Below are 18,382 nucleotides of genomic sequence, written 5' to 3'. Positions count from 1 at the left end.
ATATATGATGCTTTTATCAGTAACAAAACAAAATTTTGAAGAAAAAGTATTACAATCACCAGAGGTTGTAATAGTAGATTTTTGGGCAGAATGGTGTGGACCTTGTAAAGCTGTGGCGCCGATATTAGATGAGATTGCTACAGAAGTAGGAGAAAAAGCAAGGATTGTAAAAGTTAATATTGACGATCAACCAGATTTAGCCGCGCAATATGGTATTAGATCTATTCCAACTTTTTTAGCTTTTAAAAATGGAGAGGTTACCGCTAATTTAGCCGGAGCTGTGCCTAAAAGCCGCTTATTAGAATGGATTAAGTCTTTAATGTAATTTACTTTGTGATAATTATAGAAATATAAATCTAATATTAGCTGAATGATTTTTAATTAATATTAGATTTATATATTATTTGAGGGTGATTATTATTTTTAATATTTCACCAACTAGATAAAGCTAACTATTAAATATAATTCTTAGCATTGAAACATTTTTATAGCTCTCTGATAGATAATTATAGATTATAGTTATTGAATATTAAATTTGTATATTATTTTATTGCGGGGGAGTATGATTTTTTCTAATCTTTCATTAACTAGATAAAGTGAACCATTAAATATAATTCTTAGAATTGGCGCATTTTATAGCTCTCTAATGGATAGTTATAGATTATAGTTATTGAATATTGAATTTATATATTATTTCATTGCGGAGGAGTATTATTTTTTTCTAATATTTCACCAACTAGATAAAGTGAACCATTAAATATAATTCTTAGCATTGGAACATTTTTATAGTTCTCTGATAGATAATTAATGGCAGCATCTAAACTTTCTTGTTTAATAGCCTTTAAATTATAGTTTATTGCTATATTCGCTAATAAATCTGGGTCAGTGGATATTTCTTTGTTTAATGGTATTGTGAGTATTTCTAAATCGATGTTAATCTTATTATTTGCTATTTCTTTCAGATAGCCTTCCGCATCTTTCCTTGGTAGCATTGCTAATAGTAAAATATTTTTTGCTGGTTGTTTTTTATTTAGTTTTAATATGGTTTGCATTAATTCTATAGCAGAATCAGCATTATGACTACCATCTAACCAAATTTGTGCTGTAGAAGGTAGTTTGTTAACTAAATTACCGTGTGTTAATGGTTGCATTCTACCCGGCCAAACAGCATTTTTAAGACCTTTAGCAATTATTTCTCTTTCAGTTACTAAATTAGTTACTAATAATGTTTGAATTGCGTTTGCTGCATTCATTATCTGATGATCACCTATTAAGGATGGTAGTGGTAGATCCCATAATAATTCATTATTTTGAAAGATCATTTTATCATTTTCTATAAAAGCGTAAAAATCTTCACCAAAGGAGTAGCTGTTGAGACTATTTTTTTGTGCTAATCGTTGTAATGTAGTTTTGGCTTGTTCATATCTTTGTTTGGCTAAGACTGCAGGAGCATTCTTTTTGAAGATACCTGCTTTTTCTGCAGCTATTTCATTAATATCATAACCTAATTTATCCATATGGTCATATGAAATGCTAGTGATAACCGTAGCTAAAGCTTTATCTATTACGTTTGTAGCATCAAATTTTCCTCCTAACCCTACTTCAAGTAAGGTTATATCAGCTGGATTTTCGCTAAACAGTAAAAATGCAACTACTGTCATTAGTTCAAATAAAGTTATTGATTGTTGGTTATTAGCAATTTCTGCTTTACGTAAAGCTGTGATTATCTCTTCATTAGTAGCAAATCTACTACCACCTTTTTTACCAATACGATATCTTTCTTGCCAGTGGACTAAGTGCGGTGAACTATGACTATGAACTAAAAAACCTTTAGCTTCCAGCATAGCACGCATAAAAGATAAACTGGACCCTTTACCGTTGGTTCCAGCTATATGGATAACTGGAGGAATTTTTTCTTGCGGGTTATCTAAAGCTTGTAATAATCTTTTTATACGGCTCAGAGATAAATCTACTCCTAAAGGGTAAATTTTAGTAAGTCGGGTTATTTCTTTAGTAAGTGGATCTATAACCATTATTCATTAGTTTTTCATGAAGATTTTCAGCAATTTTGCGATTTCTTTCTTTAATTGCTGGCGTGGTACCACCATATCAACCATTCCATGACTTAATAGATATTCAGCACTTTGGAAACCCTCCGGCAGAGTTTCTCTTATAGTTTGTTGTATAACTCTAGCACCAGCGAAAGCAATAAGTGCACCAGGCTCAGCTATATGTATATCACCTAACATAGCATAAGACGCAGAGACACCGCCCGTAGTAGGATTAGTAAGTACGACAATATAAGGTAAATTAGCTTCACGCATCATTTCTACAGCAATAGTAGTACGTGGCATTTGCATAAGTGATAAAATACCTTCTTGCATTCTAGCGCCACCAGAAGCAGCGAATAAAATTAAAGGTCTTTTTTCAGCAATAGCTACTTCAAAACTTTTAATAATTGCTTCTCCTGCAGCCATTCCTAAAGATCCGCCCATAAAAGAAAAATCTTGAATAGTGACCATAACGGGTAGGTCTTCAATTGTTCCTTTAGCGCTAACAATAGCATCTTCAAGACCGGTTTTTTGTTTATATTCTTTTAGTCGATCTGAATATTTTTTTTGGTCTTTAAATTTTAGTGGGTCAACGACAACAGGTGTATGTGATAATATTTCAAATTCCGCATTATCGAAAAAGGATGACAATCTCTTTAGCGCGGGAATTCGTGCATGAAAACCTGACTTAGGAAAAACAAATTGATTGTTCTCTAATTCAAGGTGAAAAACCATTTCTCCCGTAATTGGATCTTTTATCCATAAATTTTCTGGTATATCATTACGTTTAAATATGGAATTTATTTTAGGACGTACATAATTTGTAATCCAGTTCATTTAGATATTCCTGATTCAGTAAATCTTAATTAATATAAATGTTTTGCTATTTTTTGCATAAAATACTATTTCTTGTCAAGAATTTAACTTAATTGTTTTTTATTTTAATTAATTCTTTAGCTATTCTTATTGCTAATTTATAAGAAACTAATTTTTTATCCATTGTTTCCCATGTTTCGCAATTTGTTTTGGTTAGTAAATGAATTTTATTATTTTTTCCTCCCATAACGCAAGAGCCATCTTTTTGTGTGGATACATCATTAGCAATAATCCAGTCAGCTCCTTTAGATAATAATTTTTTCTGTGCAAAATCTAAGAGATCATGAGTTTCAGCTGCAAAGCCAATTAATAACGGGGGCTTTTGCGGGCTGTTACCTAAATTAGCTAATATATCCGGAGTCGGTGCTAATTGTAACATGAAACTGTCAGAATTTTCTTTTTTTATTTTTAGAGACTTAGGATCCTTTAGGTAAAAATCTGATATAGCTGCAGTCATAATTACACAATCAGCCGGTAAATGGTTAGTTAAAGTATCTTGCATTTCTTTAGCTGATTCAACCTTAATTAATTTAACATTAGCAGGAGGTTTAACACTAGCTGTTGCTGAAATTAATAAGACATCTGCTCCTAATGCAGCTAGAGAATAAGCTAAACTATATCCTTGCAATCCTGAAGAGCGATTAGATAAATAACGTATTGGGTCAATATTTTCACGTGTAGCACCTGCCGTTACTATAATTTTTTCATTATTTAATTTTATATCTTTGGGCGATAAAATATTAGCAGCAGCCATTAAAATATTAGATGTTTCTGCCATACGTCCAATACCATATTCATTTTGTTCAGCCATTTCTCCTACTTCAGGTCCTACGGAATAAAAACCTTCTGCTAATAAATAATTATAATTAGCTTGTGTAGCAGGATTTGCCCACATTGTTGGATTCATAGCTGGAGCTAATAATATAGGTACTTTACTAGCTAATGTGATGCTACTAGCTAAATCGTCACAAAAGCCATGCGCCATTTTTGCTAATCTATTAGCAGTTGCTGGAGCTATAATTATTAAATCAGCCCAGCGTGCTAAATTAATATGCGGTATTGTTTCAGCACCATTGATATCAAATAAGTCACTATAAGTAGGATTTTGAGATAAAGCTGCTACAGTGATAGGGGTAACAAATTCTTTAGCGCTAGCAGTTAAAATTACTTTTACTTCACACCCTTTATCTCGCAAGCGTCGGATAAGCTCTAAAGCTTTATAAGCTGCTATACCGCCGCCAATGATTAATAAGATTTTCTTATTAGTCAAATGAGAATAATCTTGATAAATATCATTGCTAGTTGGTATATCAATAGCATTAACAGGCTGTGCAAGACGAAGTCTAGCTTCCTCTTCCATTGAACGCTGGTTTTTTGCCGCGTGATCTTGTAATTGTTGTTTAATATGTGATGGTAATCTTCTAATAGTAATATTATGCATAAGTTACTTATAATTAATTATGCTATCATTTACAAGATCTTTGCTAGCATAATTACCGAAATTAATAAAATAACTACTAATATCAGTAATATTTTATTAATTTTATTGCTAGAACTAATATTTTTATTTATTTCATTTAACAGTGTTATATTATTTTGATTCTGAGTTAGCTGCTGTTGATAATATTGTGGATAATTTAACAATAGCTGCCCCCAGTTAGTTGCAGATTCTTGTATTTTAACTTTATATGCTGTGATGCTTAATTCTTCTCTAATAATTTTTTCTAAGATTGGCGTAGCCGTTTCCCATAAATTAAAGTTATTATCTAAAATTCTAGCGTTACCTTCTACCATTACCATGGTTTTTTGTAATAAAAGTAGTTGAGGTTGAGTTTGCATATCAAATAAGGCGGTAATTTCAAATAAGGTAGCTAATAATTTACCCATAGAGAAATTAGTAGATGATTGTCCATAAATAGGTTCAACCACTGCACGTAAAGCTTGAGCAAATAAATGTACATCATGATAGTTTGGAACATAACCAGCGTCGATATGTGCCTGAGCAACTTTTACATAATCTTTCTTAACAAATCCGTATAAGATCTGTGCCATAAAATGTCTGGTTTCAGGTGAGAGTCGGCCCATTATACCAAAGTCTATCGGTATAATATTAGCTTTATTATCTATAAATACATTTCCAGCATGCATGTCAGCGTGGAAAAAGCCATCGCGCATAGCATGTAATAAAAAAGATTCCATTAAATTTTTAGCTAATTGTTTTTTGTCAATTTTAGCTTTATTTAAATTATCTAGATCATTTAATTTAATGGCGTCTATCCATTCAATGGTTAACATATCATTATTAGTATATTCCCAAATTATTTTAGGTACTTTAAAATGGTGATCATTAATTGAATTTTCAGCTAATTCTTGTAATGAAGCTGCTTCGAAACGTAGATCCATCTCTAATTTTGTTATCTTATCTAACGTTTCAACTACCTCTATTGGTTTTAATCTTGCGATAGTTCGACTAAGAGACGCTTGTAATCGGGCAGCAAAGTAAAAATCCTGTAAATCTCGGGTAAATCTCTTTCTTACTTCTGGGCGAATAATTTTAACAGCTACATGGTTAAATTTATATTTGTGACTTAATGAGTCTGGTAATATAGCCTGATGAACTTGTGCTATTGACGCTGCTGCAATTGGAGGCGAAAAACTTAAAAAGATATTTTCTATAGAATCGTTAATTTTACTTTCTATTTTTTTGATAGCGGTTTCTTGTGAGAAAAATTCTAATCTATCTTGTAATATTGTTAATCTATTAGATAAATTGACGCCAATAATGTCTGGTCTAGTAGCTAAAAATTGCCCCAATTTAATATATGAAGGACCTAATTGTTTAGCTAATTTATTAATTTTGATTTGTGTTATTTCATCATTAAATTTAGGAGATATTTTGCAAATTAATCTTGCGATAAAACCAAAGACACCAGATATTTCTGCTGGTACTTTGATAGAAGAAAATAAGCCGGCACGGAATATTAACCAAAAAGCCCGTGATAATCGAAATATAGAGCCGATATATTTCATTATATTTTCCATCCTGAGTGGATAGCTGCAATGCCGCCAGTTAAGTTACGCCAGGATACGTTAGTAAATCCGGTTGCTTCAATCTGTTGGGCAAATATTTTTTGTGAGGGAAATTTACGGATAGATTCTACTAAATATTTATACGAATCACTGTCACCGGTAAATTTTTCTCCTAACCATGGGATAGCTTTTAATGACCATAAATCATATATTTTTGCTAAACTAGAGGGCGATACTTCTGAAAATTCTAAGCACATAAACCGTCCACCAAATTTTAAAACTCTGTGAGCTTCAGCTAGAGCTTTAGCTATATTGGGGACATTTCTTATTCCGAAAGCAATAGTGTAAGCATCAAAACTATTATCAGGAAAGGGTAATATTTGTGCATCTCCTTCGATAAAGTTAATCTGTTCATCAGTGAATCCTTGCTGATTCGCTCTTTCTTTACCAACGGCTAGCATTGAGCTGTTAATGTCTAATACAGTAGCTTTAATTTTAGTTTTAGAGGATTTTAAAGCTCGGAATGCTATATCACCAGTACCTCCGGCTATATCCAAAATATGCCATTCGCCAGTAGTTGGAGGTGAAAGCCAGCTAATCATAGCATTTTTCCATAAGCGATGAACACCTAAAGACATTATATCATTCATCATATCATAATTATTAGCGACAGAATGAAACACATTATTAACTAATGGTTGTTTTTCTTGTGGGGTGATTTGTGTAAACCCAAAAGAATGTTCCATATCTGAAATTTTTGTTACCCGTTGTTTATCCATAGAGGGAGCCACTTTATATCTCGATTATCTAACCATCAGATTATCTTAATTTTGCTTATTTTTCCAGCAAATTGTTAAATAATAACTGTAAGAGATAAATATAATAGATTCTTATAATTTACAATATATTGAACAGAGTTGTTTCTAATGCATAGAAGCTATGCAAAATTAGCTGTTGTCTGTGTTAAAATAATTATCTATACTTCAGACCATAGTTGAGTTTTTTTGCTTCTCTTTCTTTTTAGGCTCAACTATGTATTTATACGGTTATTCCTCCCAAAACCGTAAAAGAGCCCGCGTAATAACCTCCTACGCGGGCTATTCCTCTCTTTAGTCCCCCGCGGCAACAATAATATACTGTTACGCTCAGATAGAGAATATATATATTTTTTTTTCTTGTCAAAGATTTATTTTTTCTACTATAAAAAAAATATATTTATAGAGTATCTTTGTGTATAAGTTTTAATTAAGATTTAATCAAAAATAAAAAATAATATTTTACTATTACTATAGTATCAGGTAAGGTGAGAGTTGCATGATCTTGGTTTATTTTCATATTGACCAAAGTAATATAAATGCTAATTTATTGTTTAGACAGTTTTTTATAATTATCAATTAACTTTTTTAGTTACTTTTATGGGGTATAGTGTACTCTAACTACAGGGTAATTTACTAAATATATTATTTTGAATTACTAACTTTAAGGTTGAGAAAATACTATTATTTTGGTAGATTTATAAGAATTTTATAATAAAATCATAGGGCTAAAAATGAGTAAGATTACTTCAAGCGACTTTGTCGAAAAAGTTGAAGATTCCAATGTAGAATATGGAGCAGATTCCATCAAAGTCTTAAAAGGTTTAGATGCTGTTCGGAAACGCCCAGGTATGTACATCGGGGATACTGACGATGGCTCTGGCTTACATCATATGGTCTATGAGGTTATTGATAATGCTATTGATGAAACTTTAGCCGGTTATGCTAGTCTTGTAACCGTAACGTTACATGCAGATGGTTCTTGTAGTGTTACTGATAATGGTCGTGGTATACCAACTGATATTCACTCAGGGGAAGGGGTTTCAGCCGCCGAAGTTATTATGACACAGTTGCATGCTGGAGGTAAATTTGATCAAAATTCTTATAAAGTCTCTGGTGGTTTGCATGGCGTGGGTGTTTCGGTAGTTAATGCTTTATCAGTTTGGCTTAAATTATCCATAGCTAGAAATGGCAAAATATATAAAATGCAGTTTTCTCATGGTGTTCCAGATGCGCCTTTAGCAATTACTGGTGATGCAAATGGAAAAACTGGAACAGAAGTAAGATTTTTACCAAGTCCTGAAACTTTTACTATGACTGAATTTAGTTATGATACATTAGAAAAAAGACTCAGAGAATTAGCTTTTTTAAATTCAGGGGTTAAAATCTTATTAACAGATAAACGTTCGCCTGATATAAGGCAAGATGAGTTTTTCTATGAAGGTGGAGTAGTAGAATTTGTAAAATATTTGGATAATACTAAAAAACCATTGTTAGATGAACCTTTATTTTTAAAAGGTAAAAAAGATGGTATAGAGGTAGATCTCGCTTTATGGTGGAATGATTCTTATCATGAGAAAGTTCTTTGTTTTACTAACAATATTCCTCAACGAGACGGTGGAACTCATTTAGCAGGTTTTAGAGGCGCTTTAACTAGACAAATAATTGGTTATGCAGAAAGTGCCGGGATATTAAAAAAAGAAAAAGTACAATTAACCGGAGATGATTCGCGTGAAGGTTTAACGGCTGTATTATCAGTTAAAGTACCAGATCCGAAATTTTCATCACAAACTAAGGATAAATTAGTTTCTTCTGAAGTACGTCCTGTGGTTGAATCTTTAGTTAATTTTGCCTTAGCTGAATGGTTAGAGGAACATCCTACTGAAGCTAAAATGGTTATTGGTAAAGTAGTGGAAGCTGCTACCGCTAGAGAAGCAGCTCGTAAGGCCAGAGAATTAACGCGTAGAAAAGGCGCATTAGATATTTCTTCATTGCCAGGTAAATTAGCAGATTGTCAAGAAAAAGATCCTGCTAAAGCAGAGATATTCATTGTAGAGGGAGATTCAGCTGGAGGATCCGCTAAAGGTGGTAGGTCTCGTAAAAATCAAGCTATCTTACCATTAAGAGGAAAAATACTAAATGTTGAAAGAGCAAGATTTGATCGTATGTTGTCATCTGATATGATTGGAACCTTAATTACAGCGTTAGGAACTTCTATTGGTAAAGATGAATTTAATATTGATAAATTACGTTATCACAAAATTATTATTATGACTGATGCTGATGTAGATGGGGCGCATATTCGTACCTTATTGCTAACTTTCTTTTTTAGACAAATGCCAGAATTAATAGAAAGAGGACACCTCTATATTGCGCAACCGCCACTTTATAAAGTAACAAGAGGTAAAAGATCGCAATATTTAAAAGATGAAGCTGAATTTGAAGATTATTTAATTAATTCCGGTATTGATTCTGCGAGATTAGAATTACATGAAGGTGAAATTATCATTAATGAAGATCTTAAGAGAGTTGCTAAAGAAGCATTGAGAGTGCAAAAGACCTTAGGAGATTTGCAATCTAGATATAATGCTATGGTTATCGAGCAGGCTGCAATAGAAGGTATATTAAATCTAGAATTGTGTGATGACGAAATTGCTGCACAAAAGGCAGCTGAACGCGTGGTTAATAGATTGAATAATATTGCTGAAGAAACAGAAAAACTTTGGCAAGGGGGTGTGGATAAAGAAAGAGGCGGGTGGTATTTTGAGCGTTGTTTGCGTGGAGTAAGAGAGGTAACCTATATAGATAGGGCTTTAGTATGTTCGAGCGATGGGCGTTTATTAAACCAATATTATCCTTTATTGAATGAAATATTTAATAAGCCACCGATGTTTATCTATGATGAGCAGAAAAATATTATTTCAGGTCCATCAGATTTGCTCAAGGTTATTTTTGAATATGGTCGCAAAGGTATTCATTTACAACGTTATAAAGGGTTAGGTGAAATGAACGCTGAACAATTATGGGAAACTACCCTAGATCCAGATGTTCGTTCATTATTACAAGTTAAAGTTGCGGATGCTGCTGATGCAGATTCTTTATTTTCACGTTTAATGGGTGATGAAGTAGAGCCACGTAGGTTATTCATTCAAAATAATGCATTAAGTGTTAATAATCTAGATATTTGATAATTAGATTAAGTTAATTGATTAACATGTAAAATCTTATATATCTCTTTATTAAGAGATATATAATTGTATTGTAGTTATTTTAAGCAGTCCTAGTTAATTAGTCACACAATGTTATTTAATTAATTTGTAAATTTTATGTAATTAATGAATTTATCCGTAACCTCTATTAGTTAACCGTGAGATATTTAATTTTTAATTAGTGTTTTTATCTCTTTAAATGATAAAGGCTACTAAAGTTTAGTAGCCTTTACATAGTTAAAAATTTTTAGAGAGTACTCTTATTATTCAATTTATATATCGGTGATCTACAACTCTAGTTTTACTTATTTCCTTTTTATTAAAGTATAATATTTTACTTTTGTTCAATAACAGAACCTTTGACTTTGATTAAAAGATACCAAGTTAATATAATAAGAGTTAAAATATTCACAATTTGTGAGAAAATAGCTTGAGAATATAATGTGATCCCATAATAGTTTAACATATGTGGACCTATATTTGAAATAGCGCTCCCCCAAGCAAAAATTACAAACGCAATTATTAAATGTTTAGCTTTTATTGAAAAGAATATATCTGGTTTTTTTTTGTTAACCATAGCTGGTGCTTGTTTTATTAGGTTGATAACAAAAAAACTTACTACTAATAACAAACCAAGCCAGTTGTTGATGTGACAAAGAATTTGATACATATTTTCTCCTGAAATAAATTTATAATAAAAGTACAGTAGCAAACACTAATTATTATAAAGTTATTTGTCAATATTAGAAATAACTTAAATAACTGTGGTAATTACATGCAGGGTGAAAACTTACAGCAAATTTTATACTTATATAAAATTATATTATAAGTTGATCTATTTATTTTTGCTGAAATTGACTTTTAGTAAATATTAATTAAAAAAGTAGATCTATAATCATTATTAAAAATTTGTTTAACTGTTTTTGTGTTGTTACACTTGTAAATACTAAGGGCTGTCTGAGAATCTAACAGTGATTGAGGTGGCTTTAAGTGAAGGATAATAATTAAAGCAAAATATTATGTTATATAGGTTGCTTTCTTACTACTGCATGAATTCGGCTATGGGGGGGCATTGGTAATTTATGGGGTTGAGCGTTTGATTTCTAAGGAATAAAAATAATATCATCTAATGATGTGACTATAATTATAGTTTAGATATTCGGTAATGTTTTTTGTTGATTAAAAATATTGCTTAATCGTTAAGAGGGGTTTGTTTTTTAGTTATCACCCTCTAATTTTATAAGTGAAAAATAAATAATATTAAATATATTGAAAATTAATATAGTACAAAAAAATATCCTCTTAGGCATAGGAATATTATAATTAAACTCTAAAGATCTTTTTATAATGTTCTATAGCGATTTTATCACCTGTAGCTTTCAACTCTGTATCAGATAATTTAACGGCATTTTTTCCATTAACTTTTGTTACTTTGCAAACTAAGGACATTGCATTGGCTTGGTTGATATTTTCTATTGAGCATCCAGTGAAATCATTGGTTAAATTTGTTCCCCAACCAAACGCCATTTGTACTCTTCCATTAAAATGGTGATAGGTTCTTTCTATAGCTTCTACATCTAGAGAATCAGAGAATATAATTAATTTATTTTTAGGGTCAATACCTTTTGATTTCCACCAGTTAATTAAAAGTTCTCCACCTTCTATTGGCGGCATGCTATCTGGTCGGAAACCTCGCCAATTAGTTATCCAATCTGGTGCATATTTTAAAAAGCTTTTAGTACCATATGTATCGGGTAAAATAACTAATAGATTATCTTGGTAATATTTTTGCCAATCTTTTAAAACTTGATAAGGTGCTTGTAATTTCTCTGTATCATCTGCTAAGGCGGTAATTACCATAGGTAGCTCGTGTGCATTGGTACCAATAGCTTCTAAGTCATTCTGCATTGCTAATAAAATATTACTAGTTCCAGAGAAATGTGAGTGTAAACCTTCTTTTAAAGCCTCTACACACCAGCGCTGCCATAAGAAGGAGTGACGACGACGTGTACCAAAATCAGCAATTTTTAGATTGGGCAACTTTTTTAGTCTTTCAACTTTACTCCACATTTTAGCTTTTGCACGTGCATATGTAACATCTAGCGAAAATTTACCAAAATTTTGCATCATTGAACGTGATTTTAACTCATTTACAATAGCTAAAGCTGGTATTTCCCACATTGTGGTATAACACCATGAACCATGGAAATTTAAAGAATAATTATCTTCATGAGTGATTAATTCATATTCAGGAAGTTGAAAATTTTCTAACCAAGTTAAAAATTCTGGTGAAAAAATTTGTTTTTCTCTATAAAAACTATTACCTCTTAACCAGATCATCTCTTTTTTGGTAAATCTTAGAGTGCGAGCATGATCTAATTGCGCTCTTAGTTCGCTTTCAGGTATGATTTTAGCTAATTTTATATTTTTATCACGATTAATTAGTGAAAAGGTTGTATTGACATTAGGATATAAACCATAAATCATTTGTAGCATTAACAATTTATAAAAATCTGTGTCTAATAAGCTACGAATAATCGGATCCAGCTTCCAGCTATGATTATATACACGACGTGCAATATCAAAAACAGGCACTAATAACCTCCTTAAAACGGATAAATTTACCTGGAATTTTATAAAGGTAAATTACTTATATAATAATTTGTTTATTACAAAAAAAACTGCCAAATTATTGGCAGTTCTTTAACAATTATTGAAATTTATTCTTTATCAGAATTTTTATTTAAGGCGGCTCCTAAGATATCACCTAGAGATGCACCGGAGTCAGCTGATCCATATTGAGCAACAGCTTCTTTTTCTTCAGATATTTCTAGGGCTTTAATAGATAATTGTATTTTACGATTTTTACGATCAAAAACAGTAATTCTAGCATCTATTTTTTGTCCTACGTTAAAACGCTCAGGTCTTTGTTCATCACGGTCACGAGATAAATCTGCTTTGCGAATAAAGGAGTTTAAGTCAAATTCTACTAATTTAACCTCAATACCATTTTCTGTTACGTCAGTAACTTCTGCTGTTACTACAGCACCTTTTTTCAAACTACCGGAAGCAACACCTTCAGCTAATGTATCTTCTGTTAACTGTTTAATACCAAGCGAAATACGCTCTTTTTCAACATCAACATCTAAAACAACAGCTTTAATGATTTTACCTTTAGGATATTCTTCTAGCAAAGTTTCTCCACTGCGATTCCAGTCTAAGTCAGACATATGTATCATTCCATCTACATTGCCTTCTAGTTCAACGAATAAACCAAATTCAGTTTTATTTTTAACTTCGCCTTCAACAATAGATCCAACTTCATGGTTCTTTGCAAATTCTTCCCAAGGATTAGCAATAGTTTGTTTTAAACCTAAAGAAATACGACGTTTTGCAATATCAATTTCTAATACTACTACTTCTACTTCTTGTGATGTAGATAATATTTTTCCAGGGTGGACATTTTTCTTTGTCCAGCTCATTTCAGATACGTGTATTAAGCCTTCGATACTATCTTCTAGTTGTACAAAAGCACCGTAATCTGTGATATTTGCTACAGTTCCAGTAATTCTTTTACCTATAGGATATCTTTCTTCAATACCTTGCCATGGATCTTGTTCAAGTTGCTTCATACCTAATGAGATACGGTGAGTTTCTTGATTGATACGAACTATTTGAACTTGTACAGATTGACCTATAGTTAAAACTTCAGAAGGATGGTTCACACGACGCCAAGCAATGTCGGTAACATGTAATAGACCATCAATGCCCCCTAAATCAATGAATGCACCGTAATCTGTGATATTTTTAACCACACCTGTAACAATTTGGTTTTCTTCTAAATTTTGTACAATTTCATATCTTTGTTCAGCGCGACTCTCTTCTAAGACGGAGCGTCTAGAAACAACTATATTACCTCTACGGCGATCCATTTTTAAAATTTCAAAAGGTTGTAATACATTTAAAAGTACAGATGTATCACGGATCGGACGAATATCTACTTGACTACGAGGAAGGAAAGCGATAGCACCATCAAGGTCAACTGTAAAGCCACCTTTAACTTGGTTAAATATGGTACCTTCAACTCTTTCATGTTTTTTAAATTTCTCTTCAAGTCTAAACCAGCTCTCTTCACGGCGTGCTTTTTCACGTGATAATACGGCTTCTCCGACGGCATTTTCTATGCGTTCGACGTATACATCTACTTCATCGCCTACGGAAATAGGTGCTTCACTAAATTCTTTAAGAGGAACACGACCCTCTACTTTTAGACCGGCATCAATGATAACAAAATCTTTTTCTATAGCGACAACACGACCTTTTACGATAGAGCCTTCATTTAGGTCTTGTTTTTTGAATGATTCTTCAAGAAGAGCAGCAAAGTCTTCATTGGTTGGATTATAGCTGGACATATATACTCCTAAAAGCTATTAATTATAATAGCTTACGTCTTGTTGATTAATCGGCACAAATAGGCGTAAAGACGCATGACCTATCTGCAGTTTATATTTAACCTTGACTTAAGTAAAGGTCAATGATTTTTTTCACTTCTGTAAAGAGTGTATTAATATCTGCTTCCGTTGTATCAAGCAACATAGCATCGTCAGCTTTTTTTAACGGGGCATATTTACGGTTTTTATCACGTTCATCTCTTTCTTGCAATGATTTTAATATCTCAGCGAATGTTATTTTATTATTGCCTGGTTTTAATTCGTTAAATCGGCGTTTGGCTCTTTCATTAATGTCTGCGGTTATAAAAAATTTTAACGGGGCTGTAGGGCATATTATGGTGCCGGTATCTCTGCCGTCTAAGATTATTCCGTTTTCTTGATGCAGTTTAATAAAGTCTTGTTGTTTTTTTAGTAAAATTGCTCTGACTTTAGGAAAGGCGGCTACAATAGAAGATATTTTGCTAATTTCATAAGCTTTTAGTTTGTCTTTATCAAAGTCGTTAAAATCTACATAGATAGCTTGCTTTGCGGCTTCATCTTCATCATTAAAGTTACAGTTATTAATTATCATCTGATATGCGAGCTGACGGTAAATTAATCCAGTATCTAAGTGAGTTAATTCATAGTGACAAGCAATATTTCGTGCTAAAGTCCCTTTACCAGACGCGGCCGGGCCATCTATAGTAATAATTAAGTTTTTATGTTTGAGCTTCATATATATTGGCTCCTATTTTTTGCATAAGAGTTAAAAAATCAGGGAAACTGGTTTTTATTATTCCAGTATTAGTTACTTTTATCGGTGTATTCATGGCAAGACCTAAAATTAAAAAACTCATAGCTATACGGTGATCATTATTACTATCTATCTCATAAAAATTTGGAGTTTTGTTATTAACTTTAGTATCTATACCATAAATTTTAAGCGAATCTTCAGTTGCTTCACACTTTATATTGCAAATATTCAAACCTTGTTCTAATGATTTTATTCTATTAGATTCTTTATATTGTAGCCTTTGAATGCCTAGAAATTGACTGTTACCTTTAGCCATAGATGCTGCTATAGCTAAAATAGGATATTCATCAATTGTATAGGGTAACCAGCTACTGTCGACTGTTATACCGGTTAACTCAGAATTTTCCACATAGATGTCGCCGATTTTTTCTCCATGTTTTATAGCTATATTTTGTAAAGTTATTTTTGCGCCCATTTCTTGTAAAATTTTAATAAATCCGATTCTTGTTTCATTAATTAAAATATTTTTTAATAATAATTTAGCTTTAGGCACAATTATTGCAGCAACAATTAAAAAGGCAGCAGAAGAAATATCACCCGCAATAGTTATATTTTGTGGGGTTAATTTGGTTTGTCCTTGTATTTTTATTTCTCGTTCATTATTTTCATTAAGCTTAATTTCAATATTAGCGCCAAATTCTTTTAGCATTATTTCGGTGTGATCTCGAGTTTTAATAGGTTCGATAACTGTGGTTATTCCAGCTACGTTGAGGGCGGCTAATAATATTGCTGATTTTATTTGTGCTGATGCAGTTGGTAATTTATAGCATATAGGTGCATTAGTAAAAGATCCTTTAATAGTTATAGGTAAATGAGTTTGTTCAATTGGGTAAATTTGTGCTCCCATTTCTTTTAGAGGAATTAATGTTTGTTTTAAAGGGCGTCTTGATAATGAAATATCACCATAAAAACTTGTTGTTATATCATATGAGCTAACTAAACCCATTAGTAAGCGTAAAGATGTACCACTATTACCACAGTCTAGAGATTTGGTGCTTTCTAGTAAACAACCGTTTCCCGTGCCTTTTACATGCCACTTAAAGTTCTCTTTATATATAATAGCTCCAAGATTTTTTAATGCTTTAATAGTGTTTAAAATATCATCAGATTCTAATAGATTTTCAATGATACTTTCGCCGGTAGCTAAAGAGGATAAAATTATAGCGCGATGAGATAGTGATTTGTCTCCTAATAAATGTAAAGAGCCATTTATTGTCGGGGTAAATTTAGAAATTAAAGCAGGCATAGCATTTTCCATATATTTATAGCTTTTATAATGCTAATTAGGGGATAATGCAAAAACAATTTATTTTAAAATATAATTTTACTTGACAGATACAATGGTTATCCTTAATAACACTGTATTTTTTGAAGTTAAATGAGGTATATCGTGTCACGATCAGATTTAGGTACTAAAAGAATTGATCCAGAAACAGGTAAAAAATTTTATGATTTAAATAGAGATCCGGTTGTGTCTCCATACACAGGTATTTCTTATCCTTTGTCTTATTTTGAAGTGATGCCAGAAGTATTAGCTGAGGAAGATGATATAGGTGAAGAACTTGATACAGTCTTGGAAAAAACAGATTTTATCTCCTTAGAAGATACGGAAATAGTTGATAAAGAATTAGATGATATGTCAGACTTAGATGAGGCTACACTACATGATGCTGATACTGCGGATCATGCATTTTTAACAGTAGAAGATGAAGATGATGATATGTCAGATCTAGTAATAACTGACAGTTTGGATGAAGATTTATAATAAATTGTTTATATTTATTATATTATCAGTTTGATAGTTGAAAAAAATATTAAGTTGTTTTAAACGTTAACTATAGGGGCCATAGCTCAGCTGGGAGAGCGCTTGCATGGCATGCAAGAGGTCAGCGGTTCGATCCCGCTTGGCTCCACCATTTTAGTGTATTTCATCTATACTTAATGTAGCTGCAGCTACTCTTAATATTTATTTGTTATTTTATTTAACATTGTTCGCGTAATATACGATATTATATCATTACCTTAGCTAATAGTTATATTTGTTTTTTAGATATTTCATAATTATCATAGGAGCCTTGTGTTATAAGATGATTATTATAATAAGCTTTCCTTTAAACTATTGACTTTTAGTTATGTATATTGCATCATATTTGTGATGTAAGGAGATACAGATGATTATTTATATTTTATTAGGTGTGATTTTTGTTTTAGCAGTATTGTCAATTAAAACAGTCCCGCAAGGGTATCAATATACCGTGGAGCGTTTTGGTAAATATACTCGTACTTTACATCCAGGGTTGCATATTTTAGTGCCATTCATTGATATCATTGGTCGTAAGTTAAATGTCATGGAAAGAGTCTTAGATATACCTTCTCAAGAGGTTATCTCAAAAGATAATGCTAATGTGACTATTGATGGCGTTTGTTTTATTCAAATTATAGATCCAGTAAGAGCAGCTTATGAAGTAAGTAACTTAGAGTTATCAGTGATTAATCTTACTATGACTAATATTCGTACTGTGTTAGGCTCAATGGAATTAGATGAAATGTTATCACAACGTGATTCTATTAATAATAGATTATTACACGTAGTAGATGCTGCTACTAGCCCTTGGGGGGTTAAAATTACACGTATAGAAATTAAAGATGTACGACCTCCAGAAGAGCTAATAAATGCTATGAATGCACAAATGAAAGCTGAACGTACTAAACGCGCTGATATCTTAGAAGCTGAAGGAGTAAGGCAAGCTGCAATATTACGTGCTGAAGGTGAAAAACAGTCGCAAATATTAAAAGCTGAAGGTGAAAGAGAGTCTGCTTTCTTACAAGCTGAAGCAAGAGAAAGAGAAGCCGCAGCAGAAGCTAAGGCTGTAGATATGGTTTCTTCCTCCATAAGTGCTGGTGATACTCAAGCAATTAATTATTTTATCGCGCAAAAATATACCGAGGCGCTGATGAATATAGGTGCAGCGAAAAATAGTAAAATTATTATGATGCCATTGGAAGCTAGTTCTTTAATTGGCTCTATAGGTGGAATAACCGAATTATTAAATAAAAATACTTCTCCTTTTACTGGAAATGATTCTGATAATGCTAGTAAATCAGGATTAGCTGTACCTAATAGTAGGTCTAATAGATAATAACAATTATTCTAAGG

Annotated in this window: 14 protein-coding genes and 1 tRNA gene; 5 read left to right on the top strand and 10 right to left on the bottom strand. The window is 32.1% G+C overall.

Annotation, left to right across the window (positions count from 1 at the left end):
- Nucleotides 1-4: 4 nt before the first annotated feature.
- Nucleotides 5-325, top strand: a complete 321-nt coding sequence (gene trxA, locus AB6T46_RS06590) for a thioredoxin (RefSeq protein WP_370931343.1) — start codon at nucleotides 5-7, stop codon at nucleotides 323-325.
- 370 nt (nucleotides 326-695) lie between these two features.
- On the opposite strand, the gene AB6T46_RS06585 is transcribed toward trxA, so the two are convergent.
- From AB6T46_RS06585 to ubiE, 5 genes are all read right to left on the bottom strand, one after another.
- On the bottom strand, nucleotides 696-2,033 hold the full coding sequence (locus AB6T46_RS06585; protein ID WP_370931342.1) for a folylpolyglutamate synthase/dihydrofolate synthase family protein: 1,338 nt from the start codon (nucleotides 2,031-2,033) through the stop codon (nucleotides 696-698).
- A 6-nt stretch (nucleotides 2,034-2,039) separates the two neighbouring features.
- A complete protein-coding gene (accD, locus tag AB6T46_RS06580; RefSeq protein WP_370931341.1) occupies nucleotides 2,040-2,888 on the bottom strand; it encodes an acetyl-CoA carboxylase, carboxyltransferase subunit beta in 849 nt (282 codons plus the stop codon).
- An 88-nt stretch (nucleotides 2,889-2,976) separates the two neighbouring features.
- A complete protein-coding gene (gene coaBC / locus AB6T46_RS06575) occupies nucleotides 2,977-4,368 on the bottom strand; it encodes a bifunctional phosphopantothenoylcysteine decarboxylase/phosphopantothenate--cysteine ligase CoaBC (protein WP_370931340.1) in 1,392 nt (463 codons plus the stop codon).
- Between the two features lie 29 nt (nucleotides 4,369-4,397).
- Nucleotides 4,398-5,957 (bottom strand): 2-polyprenylphenol 6-hydroxylase, encoded by a 1,560-nt coding sequence (gene ubiB / locus AB6T46_RS06570; protein ID WP_370931339.1) that lies wholly within the window; start codon nucleotides 5,955-5,957, stop codon nucleotides 4,398-4,400.
- On the bottom strand, nucleotides 5,957-6,736 hold the full coding sequence (gene ubiE / locus AB6T46_RS06565; RefSeq protein ID WP_370931338.1) for a bifunctional demethylmenaquinone methyltransferase/2-methoxy-6-polyprenyl-1,4-benzoquinol methylase UbiE: 780 nt from the start codon (nucleotides 6,734-6,736) through the stop codon (nucleotides 5,957-5,959). Before ubiE ends, ubiB begins: the two co-directional genes overlap by 1 nt.
- A gap of 770 nt (nucleotides 6,737-7,506) precedes the next feature.
- Between ubiE and gyrB the strand changes: the two genes are divergently transcribed.
- Nucleotides 7,507-9,960, top strand: coding sequence for a DNA topoisomerase (ATP-hydrolyzing) subunit B (gyrB, locus tag AB6T46_RS06560; protein ID WP_370931337.1), 2,454 nt, complete (start codon nucleotides 7,507-7,509; stop codon nucleotides 9,958-9,960).
- Between the two features lie 355 nt (nucleotides 9,961-10,315).
- Here the strand turns inward: gyrB and AB6T46_RS06555 are convergent, their stop codons facing one another.
- The 5 genes from AB6T46_RS06555 to aroA form a co-directional block, all read right to left on the bottom strand.
- Nucleotides 10,316-10,651, bottom strand: a complete 336-nt coding sequence (locus tag AB6T46_RS06555; protein ID WP_370931336.1) for a hypothetical protein — start codon at nucleotides 10,649-10,651, stop codon at nucleotides 10,316-10,318.
- 653 nt (nucleotides 10,652-11,304) lie between these two features.
- Nucleotides 11,305-12,576 carry a nicotinate phosphoribosyltransferase gene (pncB, locus tag AB6T46_RS06550; RefSeq protein ID WP_370931335.1) on the bottom strand — a complete coding sequence of 424 codons (1,272 nt, stop codon included), beginning with the start codon at nucleotides 12,574-12,576 and terminating at the stop codon, nucleotides 11,305-11,307.
- Nucleotides 12,577-12,701: 125 nt separating this feature from the next.
- On the bottom strand, nucleotides 12,702-14,393 hold the full coding sequence (gene rpsA, locus AB6T46_RS06545) for a 30S ribosomal protein S1 (protein ID WP_370931334.1): 1,692 nt from the start codon (nucleotides 14,391-14,393) through the stop codon (nucleotides 12,702-12,704).
- A gap of 97 nt (nucleotides 14,394-14,490) precedes the next feature.
- A complete protein-coding gene (gene cmk / locus AB6T46_RS06540; protein WP_370931333.1) occupies nucleotides 14,491-15,147 on the bottom strand; it encodes a (d)CMP kinase in 657 nt (218 codons plus the stop codon).
- Complete coding sequence (gene aroA, locus AB6T46_RS06535) at nucleotides 15,131-16,483, bottom strand: 3-phosphoshikimate 1-carboxyvinyltransferase (protein ID WP_370931332.1); 1,353 nt, start codon at nucleotides 16,481-16,483, stop codon at nucleotides 15,131-15,133. Before aroA ends, cmk begins: the two co-directional genes overlap by 17 nt.
- A 132-nt stretch (nucleotides 16,484-16,615) precedes the next feature.
- Here aroA and AB6T46_RS06530 point away from each other — a divergent pair, with 132 nt between their 5' ends.
- The 3 genes from AB6T46_RS06530 to AB6T46_RS06520 all read left to right on the top strand — a co-directional run bounded on the left by AB6T46_RS06530 (nucleotide 16,616) and on the right by AB6T46_RS06520 (nucleotide 18,365).
- On the top strand, nucleotides 16,616-16,990 hold the full coding sequence (locus AB6T46_RS06530) for a TIGR02300 family protein (RefSeq protein ID WP_370931331.1): 375 nt from the start codon (nucleotides 16,616-16,618) through the stop codon (nucleotides 16,988-16,990).
- Nucleotides 16,991-17,065: 75 nt separating this feature from the next.
- Nucleotides 17,066-17,141, top strand: a tRNA-Ala gene (locus AB6T46_RS06525).
- Between the two features lie 255 nt (nucleotides 17,142-17,396).
- Entirely contained in the window at nucleotides 17,397-18,365 is a 969-nt protein-coding gene (locus AB6T46_RS06520) for an SPFH domain-containing protein (RefSeq protein WP_370931330.1), read from the top strand.
- Nucleotides 18,366-18,382 lie beyond the last annotated feature (17 nt).

This window comes from Bartonella sp. DGB1, assembly GCF_041345015.1.
Lineage (GTDB): Bacteria > Pseudomonadota > Alphaproteobacteria > Rhizobiales > Rhizobiaceae > DGB1.
This window is presented reverse-complemented; position numbering and strand designations above follow the sequence as displayed.

Excerpts from the sequence above, each read along its gene's own strand:
- gyrB (WP_370931337.1), top strand. The coding sequence starts at position 7,507 with ATGAGTAAGATTACTTCAAGCGACTTTGTCGAAAAAGTTGAAGATTCC.
- accD (WP_370931341.1), bottom strand. The coding sequence starts at position 2,888 with ATGAACTGGATTACAAATTATGTACGTCCTAAAATAAATTCCATATTT.
- AB6T46_RS06555 (WP_370931336.1), bottom strand. The coding sequence starts at position 10,651 with ATGTATCAAATTCTTTGTCACATCAACAACTGGCTTGGTTTGTTATTA.
- rpsA (WP_370931334.1), bottom strand. The coding sequence starts at position 14,393 with ATGTCCAGCTATAATCCAACCAATGAAGACTTTGCTGCTCTTCTTGAA.
- AB6T46_RS06585 (WP_370931342.1), bottom strand. The coding sequence starts at position 2,033 with ATGGTTATAGATCCACTTACTAAAGAAATAACCCGACTTACTAAAATT.
- ubiE (WP_370931338.1), bottom strand. The coding sequence starts at position 6,736 with ATGGATAAACAACGGGTAACAAAAATTTCAGATATGGAACATTCTTTT.
- aroA (WP_370931332.1), bottom strand. The coding sequence starts at position 16,483 with ATGGAAAATGCTATGCCTGCTTTAATTTCTAAATTTACCCCGACAATA.
- ubiB (WP_370931339.1), bottom strand. The coding sequence starts at position 5,957 with ATGAAATATATCGGCTCTATATTTCGATTATCACGGGCTTTTTGGTTA.
- coaBC (WP_370931340.1), bottom strand. The coding sequence starts at position 4,368 with ATGCATAATATTACTATTAGAAGATTACCATCACATATTAAACAACAA.
- cmk (WP_370931333.1), bottom strand. The coding sequence starts at position 15,147 with ATGAAGCTCAAACATAAAAACTTAATTATTACTATAGATGGCCCGGCC.
- trxA (WP_370931343.1), top strand. The coding sequence starts at position 5 with ATGATGCTTTTATCAGTAACAAAACAAAATTTTGAAGAAAAAGTATTA.
- AB6T46_RS06520 (WP_370931330.1), top strand. The coding sequence starts at position 17,397 with ATGATTATTTATATTTTATTAGGTGTGATTTTTGTTTTAGCAGTATTG.